The sequence below is a fragment of the Flavobacterium resistens genome, assembly GCF_900182645.1.
GTDB classification, from domain to species: Bacteria; Bacteroidota; Bacteroidia; order Flavobacteriales; family Flavobacteriaceae; genus Flavobacterium; species Flavobacterium resistens.
The window spans coordinates 131,311-153,391 of sequence record NZ_FXTA01000001.1; the positions used below are offsets into that span (position 1 = coordinate 131,311).

20 protein-coding genes are annotated in these 22,081 nt (G+C 32.0%); 9 read left to right on the top strand and 11 right to left on the bottom strand.

Annotated elements, in window-relative coordinates; all coding sequences use genetic code 11:
• The first annotated feature begins 74 nt into the window (after positions 1-74).
• Positions 75-2,051 (top strand): alpha-ketoacid dehydrogenase subunit alpha/beta, encoded by a 1,977-nt coding sequence (locus FN795_RS00605; protein ID WP_142448792.1) that lies wholly within the window; start codon positions 75-77, stop codon positions 2,049-2,051.
• A 90-nt stretch (positions 2,052-2,141) separates the two neighbouring features.
• Here the strand turns inward: FN795_RS00605 and FN795_RS00610 are convergent, their stop codons facing one another.
• The 4 genes from FN795_RS00610 to FN795_RS00625 form a co-directional block, all read right to left on the bottom strand.
• Positions 2,142-3,113 carry a quinone oxidoreductase family protein gene (locus tag FN795_RS00610; RefSeq protein WP_142448793.1) on the bottom strand — a complete coding sequence of 324 codons (972 nt, stop codon included), beginning with the start codon at positions 3,111-3,113 and terminating at the stop codon, positions 2,142-2,144.
• 74 nt (positions 3,114-3,187) lie between these two features.
• Positions 3,188-3,766, bottom strand: coding sequence for a Crp/Fnr family transcriptional regulator (locus FN795_RS00615; protein WP_142448794.1), 579 nt, complete (start codon positions 3,764-3,766; stop codon positions 3,188-3,190).
• Positions 3,767-3,795: 29 nt separating this feature from the next.
• Positions 3,796-4,263, bottom strand: a complete 468-nt coding sequence (locus tag FN795_RS00620; RefSeq protein ID WP_142448795.1) for a hypothetical protein — start codon at positions 4,261-4,263, stop codon at positions 3,796-3,798.
• A gap of 9 nt (positions 4,264-4,272) precedes the next feature.
• Complete coding sequence (locus FN795_RS00625) at positions 4,273-4,680, bottom strand: glyoxalase (RefSeq protein ID WP_142448796.1); 408 nt, start codon at positions 4,678-4,680, stop codon at positions 4,273-4,275.
• Positions 4,681-4,806: 126 nt separating this feature from the next.
• Between FN795_RS00625 and FN795_RS00630 the strand changes: the two genes are divergently transcribed.
• Positions 4,807-5,235, top strand: a complete 429-nt coding sequence (locus FN795_RS00630) for a hypothetical protein (RefSeq protein WP_142448797.1) — start codon at positions 4,807-4,809, stop codon at positions 5,233-5,235.
• Between the two features lie 157 nt (positions 5,236-5,392).
• On the opposite strand, the gene FN795_RS00635 is transcribed toward FN795_RS00630, so the two are convergent.
• A complete protein-coding gene (locus FN795_RS00635) occupies positions 5,393-6,649 on the bottom strand; it encodes a mechanosensitive ion channel family protein (protein WP_142448798.1) in 1,257 nt (418 codons plus the stop codon).
• Positions 6,642-6,929, bottom strand: coding sequence for a DUF3817 domain-containing protein (locus FN795_RS00640; RefSeq protein WP_035643781.1), 288 nt, complete (start codon positions 6,927-6,929; stop codon positions 6,642-6,644). Before FN795_RS00640 ends, FN795_RS00635 begins: the two co-directional genes overlap by 8 nt.
• A gap of 105 nt (positions 6,930-7,034) precedes the next feature.
• On the opposite strand from FN795_RS00640, the gene FN795_RS00645 reads away from it, so the two are divergent.
• The 4 genes from FN795_RS00645 to FN795_RS00660 all read left to right on the top strand — a co-directional run bounded on the left by FN795_RS00645 (position 7,035) and on the right by FN795_RS00660 (position 12,087).
• Complete coding sequence (locus FN795_RS00645) at positions 7,035-7,568, top strand: DUF6155 family protein (protein WP_142448799.1); 534 nt, start codon at positions 7,035-7,037, stop codon at positions 7,566-7,568.
• A gap of 109 nt (positions 7,569-7,677) precedes the next feature.
• Positions 7,678-9,216 (top strand): DEAD/DEAH box helicase, encoded by a 1,539-nt coding sequence (locus FN795_RS00650; protein ID WP_035643785.1) that lies wholly within the window; start codon positions 7,678-7,680, stop codon positions 9,214-9,216.
• A gap of 186 nt (positions 9,217-9,402) precedes the next feature.
• Positions 9,403-10,737, top strand: coding sequence for a DEAD/DEAH box helicase (locus tag FN795_RS00655; protein ID WP_142448800.1), 1,335 nt, complete (start codon positions 9,403-9,405; stop codon positions 10,735-10,737).
• Positions 10,738-10,818: 81 nt separating this feature from the next.
• Entirely contained in the window at positions 10,819-12,087 is a 1,269-nt protein-coding gene (locus tag FN795_RS00660; RefSeq protein ID WP_142448801.1) for an NAD(P)/FAD-dependent oxidoreductase, read from the top strand.
• Between the two features lie 58 nt (positions 12,088-12,145).
• On the opposite strand, the gene FN795_RS00665 is transcribed toward FN795_RS00660, so the two are convergent.
• Both FN795_RS00665 and FN795_RS00670 read right to left on the bottom strand, forming a co-directional pair.
• Positions 12,146-12,445 carry a DUF4242 domain-containing protein gene (locus FN795_RS00665; RefSeq protein WP_244289930.1) on the bottom strand — a complete coding sequence of 100 codons (300 nt, stop codon included), beginning with the start codon at positions 12,443-12,445 and terminating at the stop codon, positions 12,146-12,148.
• Positions 12,446-12,579: 134 nt separating this feature from the next.
• Entirely contained in the window at positions 12,580-13,809 is a 1,230-nt protein-coding gene (locus tag FN795_RS00670; protein WP_142448802.1) for a multidrug effflux MFS transporter, read from the bottom strand.
• Positions 13,810-13,951: 142 nt separating this feature from the next.
• Here FN795_RS00670 and FN795_RS00675 point away from each other — a divergent pair, with 142 nt between their 5' ends.
• From FN795_RS00675 to FN795_RS00685, 3 genes are all read left to right on the top strand, one after another.
• Positions 13,952-14,371: a hypothetical protein gene (locus FN795_RS00675; RefSeq protein WP_142448803.1), complete on the top strand. Its 420-nt coding sequence runs from the start codon at positions 13,952-13,954 to the stop codon at positions 14,369-14,371.
• 630 nt (positions 14,372-15,001) lie between these two features.
• Complete coding sequence (locus FN795_RS00680; RefSeq protein WP_035643798.1) at positions 15,002-16,921, top strand: DUF294 nucleotidyltransferase-like domain-containing protein; 1,920 nt, start codon at positions 15,002-15,004, stop codon at positions 16,919-16,921.
• A 3-nt stretch (positions 16,922-16,924) separates the two neighbouring features.
• The gene (locus FN795_RS00685) at positions 16,925-17,521 is read left to right on the top strand and encodes a 3'-5' exonuclease (protein WP_035643800.1); all 597 of its coding nucleotides are present in this window, start codon (positions 16,925-16,927) and stop codon (positions 17,519-17,521) included.
• A gap of 75 nt (positions 17,522-17,596) precedes the next feature.
• On the opposite strand, the gene acs is transcribed toward FN795_RS00685, so the two are convergent.
• The 3 genes from acs to ilvN form a co-directional block, all read right to left on the bottom strand.
• Positions 17,597-19,504 (bottom strand): acetate--CoA ligase, encoded by a 1,908-nt coding sequence (gene acs / locus FN795_RS00690; RefSeq protein ID WP_142448804.1) that lies wholly within the window; start codon positions 19,502-19,504, stop codon positions 17,597-17,599.
• 498 nt (positions 19,505-20,002) lie between these two features.
• On the bottom strand, positions 20,003-21,472 hold the full coding sequence (gene ilvC / locus FN795_RS00695) for a ketol-acid reductoisomerase (protein WP_035643802.1): 1,470 nt from the start codon (positions 21,470-21,472) through the stop codon (positions 20,003-20,005).
• A gap of 62 nt (positions 21,473-21,534) precedes the next feature.
• The gene (gene ilvN, locus FN795_RS00700) at positions 21,535-22,056 is read right to left on the bottom strand and encodes an acetolactate synthase small subunit (RefSeq protein ID WP_142448805.1); all 522 of its coding nucleotides are present in this window, start codon (positions 22,054-22,056) and stop codon (positions 21,535-21,537) included.
• Positions 22,057-22,081: the final 25 nt, after the last annotated feature.

A 22,081-nucleotide genomic window follows, 5' to 3' on the forward strand; every position in this document is an offset into this window, starting at 1 on the left:
TTGAAATTTTATAACAAAAACAAATAAAATTGTTATAATTTTTTATATTTGAAACACTAAAAAACATACACCGAATGATCTTTAACAGACAAAACCTAACTGACGCTCAATTATTAGATTTATATAAAAAAATTCTTAAACCTCGATTAATCGAAGAAAAAATGCTGATTCTGATTCGTCAGGGTAAAGTATCAAAATGGTTCTCCGGAATCGGGCAGGAAGCTATTGCTGTGGGCGTTACAGCTGTTTTAGATGAATCTGAATATGTATTACCGATGCATAGAAATCTTGGTGTTTTCACTACAAGAAACATTCCGCTTCATCGATTGTTCTCGCAATGGCAAGGAAAAGCAAACGGTTTTACAAAAGGAAGAGACAGAAGTTTTCACTTTGGAACGCAAGAATATAAGATAATCGGAATGATTTCACATCTGGGACCACAATTAGGTATCGCAGATGGAATTGCATTAGCCAATAAACTTCAAAATAATAAAAAAATCACCGCCGTTTTCACAGGAGAAGGTGCAACAAGCGAAGGCGATTTTCATGAAGCTTTAAACATTGCTGCTGTATGGAAGTTACCTGTAATGTTCGTCATTGAAAATAATGGTTACGGGCTTTCGACACCTACAAATGAACAATATTTATGTGAAAATCTGGCAGACAAAGGCATTGGCTACGGAATGGAGAGCTGGATTATTGACGGAAACAATATTCTGGAAGTTTACAACAAGCTTTCACAGTTAAAAGAAGAAATGCAGATCAATCCGCGTCCAGTTTTATTGGAATTTAAAACTTTTAGGATGCGAGGCCATGAAGAGGCGAGTGGCACAAAATATGTTCCGCAAGAATTAATGGATGAATGGGCAGCTAAAGATCCTGTAACGAATTACAGAAAATATTTGATAGAAATTGATGTTCTTACAGCCGAATTTGATGAACAGCTTCACAAAGAAATCAAACAAGAAATTGATGAAAATTTAGCTATTGCAAATGCTGAGCCTGAAATCATTCCTACTTACAGTGGAGAATTAGATGATGTTTATAAAGAATTTGAATATGAAGAATATACTCATGGCGAAGAAGTAAAAAATATCCGTTTTATTGATGCTATTCGAAATAGTTTGGAACAATCGATGTGGCGTAATAAAAACTTAGTCATTATGGGGCAAGACATCGCTGAATATGGTGGCGCTTTTAAAATTACAGAAGGATTTGTAGACGCTTTTGGAAGAGAAAGAATCCGAAATACGCCAATTTGCGAAAGTGCTGTTGTTTCAACCGGAATGGGATTATCAATTAACGGTTATAAAGCAATCGTAGAAATGCAGTTTGCTGATTTTGTTTCAACTGGTTTTAACCCGATTGTTAATTTACTGGCAAAATCACATTATCGTTGGGGTGAAAATGCTGACGTTGTGGTTCGTATGCCTTGCGGTGGCGGAACTCAGGCTGGACCTTTTCATTCGCAAACAAATGAAGCCTGGTTTACAAAAACTCCTGGTTTAAAAGTAGTTTATCCAGCTTTTCCTTATGATGCAAAAGGACTACTTAATACTTCTATAAATGATCCAAATCCGGTATTGTTTTTTGAGCATAAACAATTGTACAGAAGTATTTATCAAGATGTTCCAACAGATTATTACACTATTCCTTTTGGAAAAGCAGCTTTAATAAAAGAAGGAAACGCAGTAACCATTATTGCTTTCGGAGCAACTGTTCATTGGGCTTTAGACACTTTGGAAAAGAATCCACAAATTAATGCTGATTTAATTGATTTAAGAACATTGCAACCTTTAGATACTGAAGCGATTTTTGCTTCAGTAAAAAAAACAGGAAAAGCCATTATTTATCAGGAAGATACTATGTTTGGCGGAATTGCAAGCGATATTTCTTCTTTGATTATGGAAAACTGTTTTGAATTTTTAGATGGTCCTGTAAAAAGAGTTGCAAGTTTGGATTCTCCAATTCCGTTTACAAAAGCTTTGGAAGATCAGTTTTTGGCAAAAGATCGTTTTGAAGAAACACTTTTGGATTTATTGAAATATTAGTCCCATAAAGCATACTTGTCTGAATAAAAGAATTTAAAAAAAGGTTTGACAAAATGATTGTCAAACCTTTTTTCTTTTAAAAATATTAAGTTAGATAAGAACAACCAGTCGTTGACCGTCTAAAACTTCTTTTGCCCACATTTCTTCAATGTCAACAAGATTTCCTGTTTCGATATTCACTTTCATTTTATTCTGAGCTGCCAAAAGAAACATTTCCGGAAGTATTTCTGAAAATAATAATTTCACTTCTTCTTTTGACCAGCTTCCTAAACCAGAACCAGATAATTGCAGATCAACGCTTCTTAAAATTCCTGATGATAACTGAATACTGTCACCAGCCATTCCGCCAATAGTCACATATCTTATTTTATTGGTAAAAGATCCATTTCCTTTTAAAACAGAAAGAACCAACTCTGCAGGATGTCCCCATAAATAATCCAAAATAATGTCAATTGGTGTATTTTGATGAATTTCATTTAATTGAGAAATAAACACATCATCGTGTTGTTTTAATGAAATTGTTTCATCAGCGCCTAATTCTTTTAGGTTTTGAAGTATTTTTTCATTTCTTCCGGTAACAATTATTTTTTTCGCTCCATAATATTTTGCAATCTGAATTGCTATTTGACCTGTAAATCCGGTTGCTCCGTTGATCAAAACAGTATCTCCAGTTTTGATATTGGCACGAAACCGCAAAGCCATTGCTGAACCTGCAACTGCATTTGGCAACGAAGCTGCGACTGCATCGCTAATTCCTTCAGGCAACTTTACAAGTATATTTTTATCAATTATTGCCTTTTCAGCCATTGTACCTGAAATTCCGCGAGCATAAACTCTAGTTCCGTTTTCGAGTAAACCAACGCAATCGCTTCCAATAACAAAACCATTTTCATTCTTGTTTTCTGAAGAATAATGTTTTCCTGAGGCTTTTCCTTTATCCAGATTTGTAATACCTACAGCTTTAACTGAAATTAAAATCTGATTTTCGTTTTGAACAATTGGTTCTGCAAATTCTGCATATTTAGGCATTTCGCCTTTCGTATAAACTACTGCTGCTTTCATAATATTTAATTTTATGATGCAAAGTTCGAAACTCGATTTTCGGTAGACGATAACATTTGTTATCAAATAAAATTTTATTCTTTTTTATGAATTAATTTACTTTTGATTCGGCTAAGATGAACCGTACTTACTCCAAGATAAGAAGCAATATAATGTTGTGGAACGCGTTGGACAATTTGAGGTTTTTCTTTAATTAAATCGAGATAACGCTGAGTAGGGGAGTCTTTTATAAAAGAAAAAAAATGTTTCATGTAATCAAATGTTCTCTGAAAAAGCATATTGATTAATCGATCTCTTAATTCAGGAATTTCTTTAATTTCTTCCAAAATTTTATCGACATGATTTTTAGAAATCCACCATAAAATCGAAGGTTCAATAGTTTCAACCACAACCGGACTCGGAAATTGCTTCATGAAACTTTCAATAGAAGCCACACTTTGATTTTCGAAAAAAAACTGCGAAGTCAAATCTTTTCCGTTATTGTTAAACCAAACTCTGATACAGCCTTTTTCAATTATAAAAAGCTTTTTCGAAATTTCTCCTTCTTCAATAAGAACTGTTTTAGCTGGAACTTCAATATAGTTGAAGTAACTGATGTATTCGTTCCATTTTTCGTCTGTTAAAGGAAATTTATTTCGGAATTGGTCAAACATTTATTTATCTTATAATTTTATACTATTTTTTAATCTGAATTGTTTCCAGCTCTAATCGCTAAAATATGATAGATTACTGTATCTAGAAACTCTATGTTTTCGTCGTTAATATTTAATGTTAACTTCGGTTTAGAAATCCATGTTTTCTGCTTTAATTGAGAAATTTTAATCTCTTTGAAATAGTACGAAAAATTCCCGTCTAAGGAAATAAAGTAATCTTGTTTTATATATAATCTTTTTCCAGAACCAAAGATTATTCTCCCATTAGTTATTTCAGATATATTATCTGCAATCAGTTCATTCTGGAACAAAATTTCATAATCACTTTTTATGAAAGTCATTTTAGATTTTACTTCTAAAAGCAAAATATCATTGCAATTAAAAATAGAAATTATTCTATTTGTCCAATTGAATTTTACCTTAGAATAAAATAAAAGTTCATCATTTTTGTAAACATAAAGACTTTGATTTTTATCTCGAATAATTTCTATTTCCATTTAAAATATTTAATTGGAATTTGATTCCAATTCAAACAACTGCACCTGACTTTTCAATCGGTCAATTAATAAATTCATCATACGTTTGTTTAAACTGGAAGAATTCTGAATATAAGTTTCATATTCTTCAAGCGTAAAAAGAGCCATAACGATTCCTTTTAGGGAATTACGGAACTTAATATCTTTTTGAATGGAATTTTCTATCGTCTGAAGTTTCTTTTCAACTGAATAGGAATAAAAATCAGCTTTATTTTTATTGACGTAATTGATAAAAACTGCTATGAATAAATCATTTTGAAGTTTTAGAATAGGCCTGATGGTCTGATTTTGAAACAATTCGTCTGCCGAAGACTGAGCACTGACAGTTCCTAAAGTTTCACCTCTGAATTCTCTTAAAAAATTATCTCTATCTGCCATGTTTTTTCTTTAAATTTAGAAAAAATTACAATGCAAAAACTAAATCGAGACATAAGTTAGTTAACAAAATTTAGTTTAAAATGTTTAAATGTAGTTTTATCACTTAGATAGTTTTAAAAATTTATTATGAATAAAAACTCCTTTCTTTTTCTTCTTTTAATTATGATTTCTGTTATTTCTTGTAATTCGAAAGAAGATAAAAACGGTTATCAAGAAGTCGTTTATCGCGCCGTACATCAAAAAGATACTGCAATTTTAGTCCTTAATATCAACGAAAAACGCTTTTTTGGCCGATATGAAATCTTATATCATCAAATTGGAAAAGATTCAGGCGATGTAAGGGGAGATATTAAAGGAGATACTTTAAGAGGCGATTTTCATTATATTTCAAATGGCGGAAGCTGGAAAAGAATTCCTTTGGCATTTCTCAAAAAAGATAACAAACTAATCTCAGGAAATGGAGTGATCGGAACGTATATGAGTCTTCCGTGTTTTATTCAGGGTACATTAAATTATAATGAGCCGAGGTTTGTTTTTGAAGAGATTAAGAAATAGTTTTTTTTCAAGTTTTTATCGACTTAACCGCAAAGAGCGCAAGGTTTTATATAATGCACTAAATAAAAATGCAAAGTTCGCAAAGCTTTGTGTAAAAACTTTGCGAACCTTTCGTCCCGATAGCTATCGGGATTGCGCTCTTTGCGGTTAAATAGTTTTATTCCAAACTTCCAATCTTAGAAGGAAGTTCAAATATTTCAAGATCAAAATATTCTACAGAAGCCATAACGTGGTCAAAAATATCAGACATAATATATTCGTAATTCGCCCAGCGTTTATCACTTGAAAAAGCATAAATTTCCAACGGAACTCCATGCGCAGTAGATTGCAGCTGACGGCACATGATATGCATATCTTTGTTTAATCCTGGATGCGTCACAAGATACTGCATGATATATTTTCTAAACAAACCTAAATTGGTCATATTTCGACCGTTAAGCGCAAGTGTTTTATCAACTCCTCTAAGATCGTTGTATTTTTCAATTTCGGCTTGTCTTGTCTCGATATAAGATGAAATCAGCTGTACTTTTTTCATTTGTGCCAAATCTTCATCATTCAAAAACCGAATTGTACTGCTTTTGATCAAAACATGTCTTTTGATTCGGCGTCCGGCAGATTTTTGCATACCGCGCCAGTTTTGAAAAGAATCTGAACTTAAGGCATACGTGGGGATTGTTGTAATAGTATTATCAAAATTTCGAACTTTTACTGTCGTCAAATTGATTTCGATTACATCACCATCGGCACCAAATTTATCCATTGTAATCCAGTCGCCAATACGAACCATATCGTTAATCGCAACCTGAACGCTTGAAACAAATCCAAGAATTGTATCTCTGAAAATCAAGATAATAATTGCCGAAAGTGTTCCTAAAATGGTAAGCAGTTCACCTTTTTTTATTCCGAATAAAGTCGAAATAATAAGCGCAACGCCAAAAATCCAGAGCACAATCATAATAACCTGAACGAAACTATCGATAGGTTTGTCGCTATATTCAGGCTTTTGCTTTAAATAATCTCGAAGCGAATTAAAAATTGTTCGAACAATCCATAATCCTAACAATACAATATAAACACCGACTATTTTCCCGAAAATAGATTCCCAATATTCATATTTGTCTAAAATTACAGGAACCGCTTTATAAATAAAGAAAAACGGAATTAAATACGCCGTATATCTTGTTGTTTTATTCTGAATTAGATAATCATCGAATTTTGTTTTAGTACGTTGCGCAAAAATGGCGGTCAAAGTCACTAAAACAAATTTGGCAACGTAATAAATAACATAAGCCAATGCCACCAAAATGGCGATATTAAAAATAAGACTGGTGTATGACGCCACATTGCGGCTCATTCCCCAATCTCTGAAAATCGGATATAAAAAATTAAATATTTTATCCAAAAGCTTATGCATTATTTTCTAAGTATTTTTTTTCAATATAAAAAGTTCCAAATGGAACAAGAGAAGCAATTAAAATGATTCCGAAAGTCTTTAAATCCCAGTTCATTGATTTTTTCAATAAAAAAGCAAGAACAATATATCCGATAAACAAAACACCATGTGTCATTCCTAACGGACGCAATAATGTATGATAAAGTTCAGGATTATTGGTTTTTATAATAAGCATATTAGCAAACAATACTAAGTATGATATTCCTTCTAAAATGGCAGTAACTTTAAAAATCTTGAGCATATAGATGTATTTTTTGAATTTATGGAAGCAAAATTAAGTATTAGGATTGGTTTTTAAGTTATGTGTCAGAAAAGTAATTTATTTTTACAGTCTTAAACTTTGATAATGAGCAAACGCGATTTAAAAAAATATTTAGCCAAATTAAGTAAAGAACAATTAGAAGAACAACTAATTGAGCTGTATGAAAAATTTAGTCCCGTAAAAGTGTATTATGATTTTGTTTTTAATCCGAAAGAAGACAAACTTTTGCAGGAATCGAAGGTTAAAATCTCGCATGAATATTTTCCAATCAAAAAACCAGGAGCAAGATGGCGTCCGAAAGCAAAAATGCGTCGCTCTGTTGCTCAAAAAATAATTAAACATTTTATTTCTCTTGGTGTCGATTCTTTTGTAATTGCCGATTTAATGCTTTACAACATCGAAATTGCCCAAACGTATTCTTCTCAAAATCTCATAAAGCAAGATTTATTTTACAAAAGTATATTTAATTCATTTGAACAAGCAGTTAATTTTTTAATTTCAAACGGAATTTTAACTGAATATAAAGCAAGAATTATTGCAATTCATGATGAAACTGTTCAACAAAAATGGAAAAACAAGTACGATTTTGAAGCGATTTTAGACAAAATTGACCTTTAAATGCACTTCTCATAAAAAATCTTTATTTAAAAAAAACATTTATTTTAGGTTAAATTACGATGAATAACTGTTTTTTCGGTGTATTTTTGCAAAAATCCAAAAATAAACAATGTCTCAAAACACTTTAGAAATAGAAAGAGAAGAGAAAAAAGAACTTTATGCGTATCAAAAAGGCGATATTGACGCCATTTTTGACCGCTTAGACAATGCTCCTCAAAAACACCATTTATTGTATCAATTGCCAACTGGTGGGGGAAAAACAGTGATATTCTCAGAAATTGTACGTCGTTATTTATCTAATAATGACAAAAAAGTGGTTGTTTTAACACACCGAATCGAGCTTTGCAAACAAACGTCAAAAATGCTGAAAGGTTTTGGCGTAAGCAATAAAATAATCAACAGCAAGGTAAAAGAACTTCCTGATCAAAATGATTATTCTTGTTTTGTGGCAATGGTTGAGACTTTGAAAAACCGTATCAATGATGAAAAATTGCATCTTGACAATATTGGTTTGGTTATTATTGATGAGGCGCATTACAATTCATTCAGAAAATTATTAAACTCATTCAAAAATGCTTTTATTCTTGGAGTAACAGCAACTCCATTGAGTTCGAATATAAAATTACCAATGCACCAGAGTTATGACGAATTAATCGTTGGAGATACAATTGGTTCATTAATTGACAAAGGATTTTTGGCAAGAGCGACAACTTATAGTTATGATGTTGGTTTGACTTCGTTAAAAGTAGGTATCAACGGTGATTATACTGTAAAATCTTCTGACGATTTGTATACTAATACAATGATGCAGGAAAAACTGCTTCATGCTTATACAGAACGTTCTTTGGGTAAAAAAACGCTTATTTTCAATAATGGTATTCATACTTCGTTATATGTATATGATACTTTTAGAGAAGCAGGTTACGACATCAGACACCTTGATAACACAAGCAGTTCTGAAGAACGTAAAGATATTTTGGCTTGGTTCAAAAAAACTCCAGATGCGATTTTGACTTCTGTCGGAATCCTTACAACTGGTTTTGATGAGCCAACTGTCGAGACTATTATTTTGAACAGAGCAACAAAATCGCTTACATTATACTTTCAGATGATTGGACGAGGATCTCGTAAATTACCTGGAAAAGATGAATTTACCGTAATTGATTTAGGAAATAACGCCGCTCGTTTTGGATTATGGAGCGAGCCTGTAAACTGGCAACATATTTTTAAATCTCCAGAATTTTATCTTGAAAATCTTCGAGATGATACTGAGATCGAAATGTTTTTCAAATACAGCATGCCGCCTGAATTAAGAGCAAAATTCAGCAAAACTGCTGACGTTACTTTTGATGTTGACGAAGAGCATAAACTGGCAATTAAGCAAAATTTACGTTCAAAAATTGTATTGGACAAATCATTAGAGCAACACGCTTCAATGTGTGTAGATAATACTGAAACGTTGCAGGAAGCAAAATCATTAGGAAAAGAACTTGATGATGATATTGAATGTCGTATTAAACGTTATGCAAAATGTTTAAGCCAATGCAGTAAAAACTACCGTGAATGGCTGGTTGACGATTATAAAAAGAACATGACTTTATTAATCGGTAAAAAATACCGTGAAAAAATCATGAACGAACCAGATTGATTTTAAAAAAGTTTAAAGTTTTAGGTTTCATCTTTCAAGTTATTGGAATCTAGAACATTATTTATAATTTTAAAGGAGAAATCGCATTTCAGAATAATTCATTTCGAATGTGATTTCTCCTTTTTCGAATCTATTAAGTTTTAGTACAACTTGGAACATGAAACTTTAAACAAAAAAACAAAAACTATGTCTAAACAATTCTCAGCATTAGGAGTTTCAGCGCCAATTTTAAAAGCTTTAGGCGAATTAAATATTGTTGAACCAACAGAAATTCAACAAAAAACAATTCCGCTTCTTTTGGCCGAAAAACACGATGTTGTAGGTTTAGCCAAAACCGGAACAGGAAAAACTGCTGCTTTTGGATTGCCTTTATTGCAATTAATTGATACTGAATCTTCAGCAGTTCAGGCCGTAATTTTAGTTCCAACAAGAGAACTTGGACATCAGATTTTTAGAAATTTAGAAGATTTTTCGAAACATATTCCAAATATTTCAATAGCTGCAACTTGCGGCGGAATTCCAATCAAACCTCAAATCGAGCGTCTTACGCAGCCTGCACATATCGTTGTAGCAACTCCAGGACGTTTGATCGATTTGATTCAAAGAAAAGCCGTTGATTTAAGTAAGGCAGAATATTTAGTTTTAGACGAAGCCGATGAAATGGTTTCTATTCTAAAAGAAAGTTTAGATGAAATTATTGCTGAACTTCCAAAGAAACACCGTACTCTTTTATTTTCAGCCACTTTACCAGGTACAATCAAACAACTGGTTCAGAATTATTTAAACAAAAATGCTGTACAAATTAGTGCGAGCATGGAGACAACAGGAAATCAAGAAATCGACCACCAATATATTGTAGTTGATCCAATTGAAAAACTAGATGTTTTAATGCATTTCTTGAATTCAAGAGAAGGTGAACGCGGTATTATTTTCTGCAAAACAAAAGCTGCCGTTAATAAATTAGCTAAAAATTTAGCCATAAATCGTTTTTCATCGGGAGCTATTCATGGAAGTTTAACTCAAGGAATTCGCGACCGAATTATGGAGCAATTTCGTGAAGGTCACATCAATATTTTAGTAGCAACAGATCTTGCAGCAAGAGGAATTGATGTAAAAGAAATCGCTTATGTTGTGAATTATCATTTACCAGACACTTACGAAAATTATGTTCACCGAAGCGGAAGAACAGCAAGAGCTGGAGCAAAAGGACTTTCATTGACTGTTTTACAAGAAGAAGAAACTGTTGAAATTCCTGATTTTGAAAGAGAATTGGGAATAAAATTCACCAAATTCGAAAAGCCTTCTGCTTTGAGTTTAGAAGAAAACAACACGCTTTTATGGGCAAAACAAATCTTCAAAACAAAACCAAATCATGATATATCTTCGGATTTGAAAACAAAAGTAAAAACTGTTTTTCATCATCTTACAAAAGACGAATTGATTGAAAAATTGCTGGCAAATTATGTTCTGCAAAACAAAATCGATGTAGTTGAAAAACCTGTTAAAAAATTCAAAAAGTAATAAATTCAGCAATTGTCATTGCATATTAAAGTTGTATATTTATAAGGTATTATTTTATAATCCTATTTAATAACAGCATATATGAACATAGTCATAATAGGAGGAGGTTTTGCGGGAATCAATCTCGCAAAAGAACTTGTAAACCATCCTCAGATACAAGTAACGCTTGTAGACAAAAATAATTATAACTTTTTTCCACCGTTAATATATCAAGTTGCAACGGCTTTTTTAGAACCATCAAGCATCAGTTATCCTTTTAGAAAATTTTTCGCAGGCAAAAAAAATCTTCAGTTTCGTTTGGGCGAATTACTTTCAGTAGTTCCGGCCGAAAACAAAATTATTTTAAGTAATGGGGAATTAACATACGATCATCTGGTTTTTGCTACAGGCGCAGAAACGAGTTATTTTGGAATGGAAAATGTTATGAAAAACGCCATTCCGATGAAAACGCTAAACGATGCCATCGAAATGCGTAATACGCTGCTTAAAAATCTTGAAAAAGCTGCTATTTGTAAAGATATGCGCAAACGACGTAAGCTTTTAACGATTGTTGTTGCCGGAGGAGGGCCAACAGGAGTAGAAGTTTCTGGAATGTTTGCTGAAATGAGAAAAAGTATCCTACTGAAAGAATATCCTGAATTGGATACTTCTGCCAGCAATGTTTATTTAGTTGATGGAGGAGATGCTTTGTTATCACCAATGAGTGAAGCTTCGCAAAAAGATACTTTGAAAGCATTGACTAATCTTGGCGTTGTAGTCAAATTAAACAGCCGTGTGACTGATTATGTTGATGATACAGTATTTTTTGAAAATGGAGAAACCATCAAAACCAAAAATCTAATTTGGGCCGCTGGTGTTTCTGCTAAAATTTTCGATGGAATTCCGAAGGAAAGTTATGGCCGTGGCCGACGCATGGCGACAGACCAATACAATAAAGTCAACGGATTAGATAATGTATACGCAATTGGAGATACTGCAATTCTTGCAGGAGATAAAAACTTCCCTGATGGACATCCGCAAGTGGCGCAAGTAGCGATTCAACAAGGGATAAATCTAGCCAAAAACTTCATGAATATGGCTGCGAAAAAACAGCTTAAACCTTTTGCCTACAATGATAAAGGGTCTATGGCTATTATTGGAAGAGCTAAAGCCGTAGTAGATTTGCCAAGTCCGAAATGGCATTTTAATGGATTTTTTGCTTGGGTTATTTGGTTATTCATTCACTTGATTTCTTTGATAACCTACAGAAACAGATTAAATACTTTCTGGAACTGGATGGTTGCTTATTTCGCAAGAGATCAATCTCTTAGAATGATTATAAGACCTGACAAGAGACAATCTGCAGAGTAAAATATTTGAAATTTCATAAAAAAAGCCAGAATTTTTGTCTGGCTTTTTTGTTTTAAATTCATTCGGCTGTAGTCGGATCAATTATTCCTACTACTTCATTTACTGAATTCGCAGGAAAACCTCCTAATTTAGCATGTTCATAAACCAATTCTTTATTTGGTGCTATATAAATACAATAAAGCTTGTCATTTGTAATATAGCTGTTTAGCCATTGAATTTGTGTTCCTAATTGATTAAGCACACCACAGGAAGCCTGTGAAATACTTTTTAATTGATCAGATGTAAGTTTACCGGCATTTGGGATTTCCCTTTCAATAACATATTTCGGCATAATAATTCGGAATTTATTCCTACTCATATGGCTTTTCGGTTTCGCCCCGTTTTTCAAATGGTATCTGGATTCCATTTAATTTTAAGTACTATAAAATTAATCAAATACAAACACATTATAACCGTTATTTGCTGGTTTTTAAATAGATACAATTCCTTTAATTAATGAACAACAAGAATATCTTCTTCATCAGACATCACCACTTTATTTTTTATAAATCTCTTTCCAATATTTAAAACAATAAAAGCAATTATAGTAGTGACTGTTATAATAAAAACCATAGGTGCTACAGAATCTTTAACAAAAATTCCAACAGCAAACGATGCTATGGATCCTAAGCCTAATTGAATAGCACCCATTAAAGCTGAAGCACTACCGGCATTTTTAGCAAATGGAGCCATCGTTAGTCCCGCAGTATTTGGGTTTGAAATTCCTAAGCAACCTAAAAACACAAATAACATTGCTATAGTTTCATACAATCCTAATAAATTATTTAAGGAAAGTACAAGGAAAACAATACTAACTATAGATTGCAAAATTAATGCTCTAAAAATTATCTGTTCGCTAGAAAATCGTTTTAACAAAAGTGAATTTAATTGACTGGAGCCTATAAAACTGACAGACATAAAAGCAAAAATCCATCCGTAAGTTTTAGCATCAACATGGTAAATATCCATAAAAATGATAGGAGAGGCCGCTACATATGTAAACAATCCAGAAAAAGCTATTGCTCCGGTAAATGCATAAGTGAAAAACTGAGGTTCTTTTAGGACTTTTAAAAAGTTTGAAATAATAGGCTTTGGCTTTAATGAAATAGAAACATCTGGTTTATAACTATTTGGTAAACCAATTTGTGAGGCAAATAATATAGAAATCCCCATAAACATTAAGATAAAAAATACAGTATGCCAGCCGTAATCTTCTGTCACATAGCCACCAATTGTAGGCGCAAGCATTGGAGAAAGACCTAGAACAAGCATTAAAAGTGAGAATACTTTAGGAATATCTTTTACAGGAAATAAATCACGAACCATAGCAACAGAAGCAACCGTTGCGGCACAACTTCCGATTGCCTGAATAAATCTCAACAAGATAAACAAATCAATATCAGTCACATAAGCACAGCCTAAAGATGCTAATATGTAAACCATCAGACCCATAAATAAAGGTTTTTTTCGTCCAAAACGGTCTAAAAGCGGTCCGTAAAGCAATTGTCCGGCAGAAATTCCAATAAAATAACTGGATAAACTCATTGAAACTTTCGCAACAGATGTATTTAAATCCTTGGCAATATCTGAGAAACCAGGCAGATACATATCAATTGAAAATGGTCCAAGTGCGGTTAAAGAGCCTAAAATAAGAATAAGTTTGATGTATTTTTTTGTTGTCATTTTTATAAAAAATTACTTATAATTCCAAATTATTAGTTAATATTCACTATCTTGTTAGATATAATAACATTTTCACATAAAAAATGGAAATTATGTAAGTTTTCAGAAATATTTTTGAATCCTTAACTATAAAATTTAAATTATGAAAAAAATCACTTTATTATTAGCGCTTATTTTTACAACAATTTCATTTGCTCAAACCATCGTATCAAAACAAGAAGATGCAAATGTAGAACAATACGAACTTCTAAAAAAAGTAAATGAGTATTATCCGGACATTACATTAAGCAAAACGATTACAAATTTTTATGCTGACGGAAAAATTATCGATTCACAACAGCAATTTGATTTAAAAGGCACCAAATTCTCAAGTTATAAATTAGGAATTGAACCAGGGAACAAAAAACTATTATTTGAATACGTTTCAGACGAAACCGGAAAAGTTTTTGGAGATGTTCAGCTTTTTAAAGGAAATGTTTTAAGAACAACGTTTAGCGATAAAACAAATCAAATTGAAATCTCACTTAACGGAAAATCGGTTTATTTGAAAAAATTAAATTAAATTTTCAAATATGAGAAATTTGAAGCATCACAGATATTGTGATGCTTTTTTATTTAAAATTCACAAATGCTCATAAATCGCTTATTTGATAAAAATTAATTTATTTTTTCAAATATGAGAATTTCAGTTTAAAATAAACTGTGAGTCAATATATTGTGAGCTGATTGAAAATTCAATTATCTGAAAGAAAGTAAAGTAATTTTCAAATAAGAGATAAATGTATTGTATAAACATGATTAATAAATAATCCATTTGTAGTCGATTTAGTATGATATAAAGATAATGGCACTTTTGACCTATAATTTATATTATGTAAAATAGAATGTTTCAAAAAACATTTTCTCACATACGTTCAGACCAATCCAAATCATTATTGCAAAGATCCTTTCACTCTTTGAAACTAACTGTAAATAAGGATTTTGCATAATTATTTAAAAAATCACAATCAAAAACAAATTAACTTTAGAATGATAATTTAAATTTTAAACGTAAAAAAAAAAATTTTAAAGCCTTGAAATCATTAAATCTTAACATTTCTTTAAAATATTAAGATTCTGCCAAAGTTGCTATCATTGTAAGACTTTATTTTCTTATTTTTACATTCGATACTTTAAAAAAATTATCAAATATATGAATACTATTGCTGAGCATATTGCAGATTTTTTAAAAGAATACCCGCCGTTTAATAATTTGACTTTTCAGGAATTATCTGATATTGCAACAAACATCCGTGTATTAAATTTAGAAAAACATACTGTATTATTTCAAAATAACGATACGCTGCATGATAGTTTTTATGTTGTAGCTTCTGGTGTCATCAATTTAACTACAATTGCTGATGCTGAGGAAACTATTATCAATAAATGTCACGAAGGCGATATTTTTGGTTTAAGACCTTTCTTTGCCAAAAATAATTATATGATGACGGCAAAAGCGCGTGAAGAAAGTATCATATATGCTATTCCGATTGCTGTTTTCAGGCCTTTTGTTGCTAATAATTCTGATGTTTTAAACTTTTTACTAGAAAGTTTTGCAACAAATTCAAGACATACAAAAGACAGTGTAAATTCAAATGGAAAAATGATTTCTGATACTTCGTTCTACGTTGATCAGCAATCAGAAATGCAATATATTCAGTCACTTAACTACAACAATTCGCCTTTAACAACCGAAGCAACTCATATTGTTAAAGATGTTGCGATTTTAATGACTGAAGCAATGGTTGATAATATTATAGTTTGCGGCGAAAAAAGCCGCCCAATTGGTATTGTTACTGCTACCGATTTAGCTTCAAAAATTGCAACTGGACGCTATCCTATTACTGAAACTATTGATAAAATCATGTCTTCACCAGTAGTAACAGTAATTGAAAATGTTTCACTTGCCGAAGCACAATTGCTAATGCTTAAACATAATGTAACGCATCTTTGCGTAACAAAAGATGGTACGAGTAAATCTGCTGTAAAAGGAATTATTTCTGAGCACGATTTAATTGTAGCTCAAGCTAGCAACCCTGGTGTTTTAATTAAAGAAATTAAGCGTTCGCAGTTACCTAAAGACCTTAAACAAATTCGTGATCGTTTGTCTGATTTGATTCAGAATTCAATTCAGAAAAATATTCCGATTTCACATGTGAGCAATATTGCAAGTGAAATCAATTTGGCAATTATCAAACGTTCTGTTGAATTATCTATTTTAGATTTAGGCTCGCCTCCTGCTCGTTTTGCCTGGTTAAGCATTGGAAGTCAAGGACGTAAGGAACAATTATTGCTTACAGATCAAGACAGTATTTTAATTTTTGAAGATGTTGCTCCGGAAAAATACAGAGAAGTAAAAGATTACTTTTTAAGATTAGCAAAAAGAGCAACTACAATCCTGGAAAAAGTAGGATATGAATTTTGTCCAAATGGACATATGGGAAGCAACATGTTATGGTGTAAATCATTGACAGACTGGACAAAACAATACAATAGCTGGATGAATACTCCAGGTGAAAACAGTAATGATTTAAGCAGTATTTTCTTTGACTATGAAATTGTTTTTGGTGAACCAAAAATTGAAGAAGTAATCGAAAACGTGATTTTTAAAAACGCTGTAAATAACACCTTATTCTTTGACTTTTTAGGAAACGATGCTTTAAAGAAAAATTCTCCTTTGAGTTTTTTCAAAAAATTCATTGTTGAAGAAGAAGGCCCACATAAAACTAAATTTGACATCAAAACACGCGCACTAATGCCATTAATTGATGCTGCACGCTTGTTAATTTTAAATGCTAATATAAAAGGAATCAAAAATACATATTTGAGATTCAAACAATTAGCAATAACAGATTCTAAAAATGCTGAAATCTATTTGAGTTGTGCTGAAGCTTTTTTAACGCTCTCAAAATTTAGAACTGTTGAAGGTTTAAAAAATGACGATTCTGGACAATATATTAATCTTAGAGAAATGTCTAAAACAGACAAAGAAAAGTTAAAAAATGCCTTGACCCCAATGAAAGATCTTGAGGAATTAATTAAGAGTAAATTTCAACTTACACAATTCTCGTAAAATATGCTAGACTGGCTTAAAAATATTAATAAAGAATATCCAGATTTTTGGAAAGATTACCTAAATAAATTCGAGACAAAACCTAACAGATTCGTTGTTCTATCAACGGAAACATCTGGTTTAAATCCGAATAAAGACGTGATTTTGTCTTTAGGTGCGTTCTCCGTAATTGATGATAGCATTGTAATTAAGGATAATTTCGAATCTGTGTTACTGCAATATAAATTTTTGCAAGATAATGGACTTTCAAACGAATTTATTATTGAAAGCAAAATGAGCAAGATGCAGGAACCAGAAGCTCTGGAAGCATTCGTTAATTTTCTGGGAAATGCCGTTTTAGTTGGTCATCATATAAATTTTGATATTGAAATGCTGAATTCTTCTTTGGAACGTCTTGACTGTGGAAGATTAAAAAATGAAGCTCTGGATGTTGATGTGATGTACCGAAAATTAATGGACATTAACGACAAACAGTTTTCGTTGGATGATTTATGTGAAATTTATAAAATCCCAAAAAGCGACAGAAATTCATCAGCTGAAGATGCTTACAGAATAGCGTTATTATTTTTAAAATTAAAATCAAGACTTGGAATTAAATAAAAATTAATTTCAATAAATCATATAAAAAAAGCCTCTTAAATTCTAAGAGGCTTTTCTATTTATAAATTCTAATTGTTAAATTTTTCCTTTCGTAATTTCATCTACAACTTCAGGGTTCAATAATGTTGAAGTATCTCCAAAATTAGAAAAATCACCTTCTGCTATTTTACGTAAAATTCTACGCATAATTTTTCCAGAACGAGTTTTTGGCAAACCAGACACAAATTGAATTTTGTCTAATTTTGCAATTGGTCCAATGTGGTCAGAAATGTATTGATTGATTTCTTTAGACAAGTTTTCTTTATTTCTAACTTCTCCAGTTTCTTTCAAGATTACATAACCATATAATGCATTTCCTTTAATATCATGTGGGAATCCAACAATTGCAGATTCTGCTACCGCTGGGTGTTCGTTAATAGCATCTTCAATTGGAGCAGTTCCTAAATTATGACCAGAAACAATCACAACATCATCTACTCTACCCGTAATTCTGTAATATCCAACTTCATCTCTTAATGCACCGTCTCCTGTAAAATATTTCCCAGGGAAAGCGGAGAAGTAAGTTTCTTTATAACGATCATGATTATTCCAGATTGTTCTTGCAATTCCAGGCCATGGAAATTTAATACACAAACTTCCAACTACTTGATTTCCTTCAATTTCATTACGTTTCTCATCCATTAAAACTGGCTGAATTCCCGGTAACGGCAAGGTTGCGTATGTTGGTTTTGTTGGAGTAACAAAAGCAATTGGAGAAATCATGATCCCACCAGTTTCTGTTTGCCACCAGGTATCTACAACCGGACATCTTTTATCTCCTACGTGGTCATTGAACCAGTGCCAAGCTTCTTCATTGATTGGCTCTCCAACAGATCCAATAACTTTTAAAGATTTCAAAGGATATTTCTGAATATAATCTAAGCTTTCTTTTGCTAATGAACGAATTGCTGTTGGTGCAGTATAAAATTGAGTGATTTTATGTTTTTCAATAATATCCCAAAAACGGCTAAAATCAGGATACGACGGAACTCCTTCGAAAATTACTGTTGTTCCTCCGTTCAATAATGGCCCATATAAAATGTATGAATGCCCAGTAATCCAGCCTATATCAGCTGTACACCAGAAAATATCATTTTCTTCGTGACTGAAAACATTTTTGAATGTATACGCTGTATAAACCATATAACCAGCTGTAGTATGAACCATTCCTTTTGGCTTACCAGTTGATCCTGAAGTATATAAAATAAACAAAGGATCTTCGGCGTCCATAATTTCAGCAACACTATTGTCTAGAGCTGCATCTAACAATGGCTGTAACCAAATATCACGGCCTTCTTTCATTTTCACATCTGTTTTAGTTCTTTTAGCAACTAAAACTTTTGTTACTGAAGGGCATGTTTCTAAAGCTTCGTCAACAATTCCTTTAAGATCAATTGTTTTGTTTCCTCTGTAACCTCCATCAGAAGTAATAACCATTTTACATTCACAGTCATTAATTCTTGCAGAAACAGCTGATGCTGAAAATCCAGCAAAAACAACAGAATGTATTGCTCCAATTCTAGCACAAGCCAAAACAGAAACTGCCAATTCTGGAATCATTGGCAAATAAATACAAACTCTGTCCCCTTTACGTACACCTTGCTCGCGCAAAACATTCGCCATTTTTGAAACGCGTTCGTATAATTCATTATATGTTATATGTAAAGCTTCTTCAGATGGATCATTCGGTTCAAAAATAATTGCCGTCTTCTCACCTCTTTTGCTTAAATGCCTATCGATACAGTTTTTAGTAATATTAACTTTTGCGTCAGTAAACCATTTTACTTCAGCGTCAGCCATATTAAAATCAACTACTTTTTCCCATTGTTGGTACCATGTAAAATTTTCCTCAGCGATTTTACCCCAAAATTTTCTTGGTTCCCTTATTGACTTATTGTAATGTTTAAAATATTGTTCTAAATTTTCAATTTTATAATAACTCATATGTTTCTTGGAATTTTTTTTATAAATGTATTAAATCTCAGCGTATTCTTAAAATTATTTAATTCATAAATTTTGACAAATAAAAACACATATTAAAAAAAATATCTCTTTTTATTGTGTTTAATATAAAAAAACACTTTTTTACATCAAAAAGCATATTACAAAAAAGGTGCAGCAAATAAATACCACACCTTTTTATTTTTAACAATTTCAATAACAATTAATTTTGTAATTATAGAACTACAATACCTTCTCCTATTTTGAAAATAGAAGCATCTTTATTAATTACAACAGAAATTTCAACAAGTATATTTATTATAAAATATACCCCATTATGAGGGATTAGCTTCACTTAACTTACTCTCGCTGAAGTTAAGTGAATGCAATATGCATCTATATCTAGTTTCTTAATAAGTGCTTACTAATTCAAAATATTATAAAATTTGATACAGTGCAAATCTCGCAAAATCCAATTTTGCGAGATTTCCCCAATTTTAATTATCCAATTTTTTTCATTGCCGTCATAGATTCTCTCAACCATGCCCCTACTTCTTCAATAGGATGTTGGCGAATTTCTTTATTCACAGCAATCAAAACAGCATTATCTACTCCATTAGAAGTTGAAAATGGTTTTCCGATTATATTTGTTTCAACAGTTTTCATGAATTCTGTTAACAAAGGTTTACAAGCGTGATCAAATAAGTAACATCCGTACTCAGCAGTATCAGAAATTACACGGTTCATTTCGAACAATTTTTTTCTTGCAATTGTATTAGCAATCAAAGGCAATTCGTGTAATGACTCGTAGTAAGCAGATTCTTCGATAATTCCAGCTTCTGTCATTGTTTCAAAAGCCAATTCAACACCAGCTTTAACCATTGCAATCATCAATACTCCATTGTCGAAATATTCTTGCTCTGAGATTGGAGCTTCTTGCGGAGCTGTTTTTTCGAAATTAGTTTCTCCAGTTGCAGCTCTCCATTTCAATAAGTTAACATCATCGTTAGCCCAATCGATCATCATAGTTCTTGAGAATTCTCCAGAAATAATATCATCTTGGTGTTTTTGGAACAACGGACGCATAATGTCTTTCAATTCTTCTGCCAATTCGTAAGCTTCAATTTTTGCAGGATTAGAAAGACGATCCATCATATTTGTGATACCACCATGTTTCAAGGCTTCAGTGATAGTCTCCCATCCGTATTGAATTAATTTTGAAGCATATGCAGCGTCGATTCCTTTTTCAACCATTTTATCAAAACATAAAATAGATCCAGTTTGCAATAATCCACAAAGAATTGTTTGCTCACCCATTAAATCTGATTTTACTTCAGCAACGAAAGATGATTTTAAAACTCCTGCTTTATGTCCTCCAGTTGCTACAGCATAAGCTTTTGCTTGATCTAAACCAAATCCGTTTGGATCATTTTCTGGGTGAACAGCAATAAGAGTTGGCACACCAAACCCTCTTTTGTATTCTTCACGAACCTCAGAACCAGGACATTTTGGAGCACACATAATTACTGTGATATCTTTACGAATCTGCATTCCTTCTTCAACAATGTTGAATCCGTGAGAATATGCTAAAGTCGAACCTTGTTTCATTAATGGCATAATTGCAGTAACCACAGCAGTATGTTGTTTGTCTGGAGTTAAATTACACACTAAATCAGCAGTTGGAATCAATTCTTCATACGTTCCTACTTTAAATCCATTTTCAGTTGCATTTTTATATGAAGCTCTTTTTTCAGCAATTGCATCTGCACGCAATGCGTAAGAAATATCTAAACCTGAATCTCTCATGTTTAAACCTTGATTCAAACCTTGTGCACCACAACCTACGATAACAACTTTTTTTCCTGCTAAAGCTGCGATTCCGTCTGCAAATTCTGATTGCTCCATAAATTCGCAAACTCCTAGTTGCTCTAATTGTAATCTAAGTGGTAATGTGTTGAAATAATTTGCCATTTTTTTTTATTTAATGAATTGTGTAATTTAATAATTGATTTAATATATAACTATGAATGATATTATTTGAAAGTTTCCAATAATGTTGAAATCTCCATTTTTTCCTTAGAAACTGAAATTCTTCCCGAACGTACAAACTGCATAATACCGTAAGGTTTAAATTTTGCATACAATTCTTCAATTTCAGAACGTCTTCCTGATTTTGAAATCACAAAAAAATCACGAGAAACCGTCACAATTGTAGACTGGCTTTCTTTGATAATATTTTGAATTTGTTTCTCATCAAACAACAAACTTGAATTTATTTTGAACAAAGCATTTTCTAAATAAATAGTCTCTTCATCTGTGTGATAAAACGCTTTTATAACTTCAATTTGTTTTTCAATTTGTCCAACAATATTCTGAACCCATTTCTCTGTAGTATTCACTACGATAATGAATCTTGAAACATTTTCTATTTCTGATTCTGAAACGTTTAGACTTAATATATTAATGTGACGCTTTAAGAATATTCCTGATATTCTATTCAACAATCCAACATTATTTTCTGAGTATACCGATATGGTAAATGTTTTATCTTCCATTTTGTTTTAGTTTTATTTGTTACAA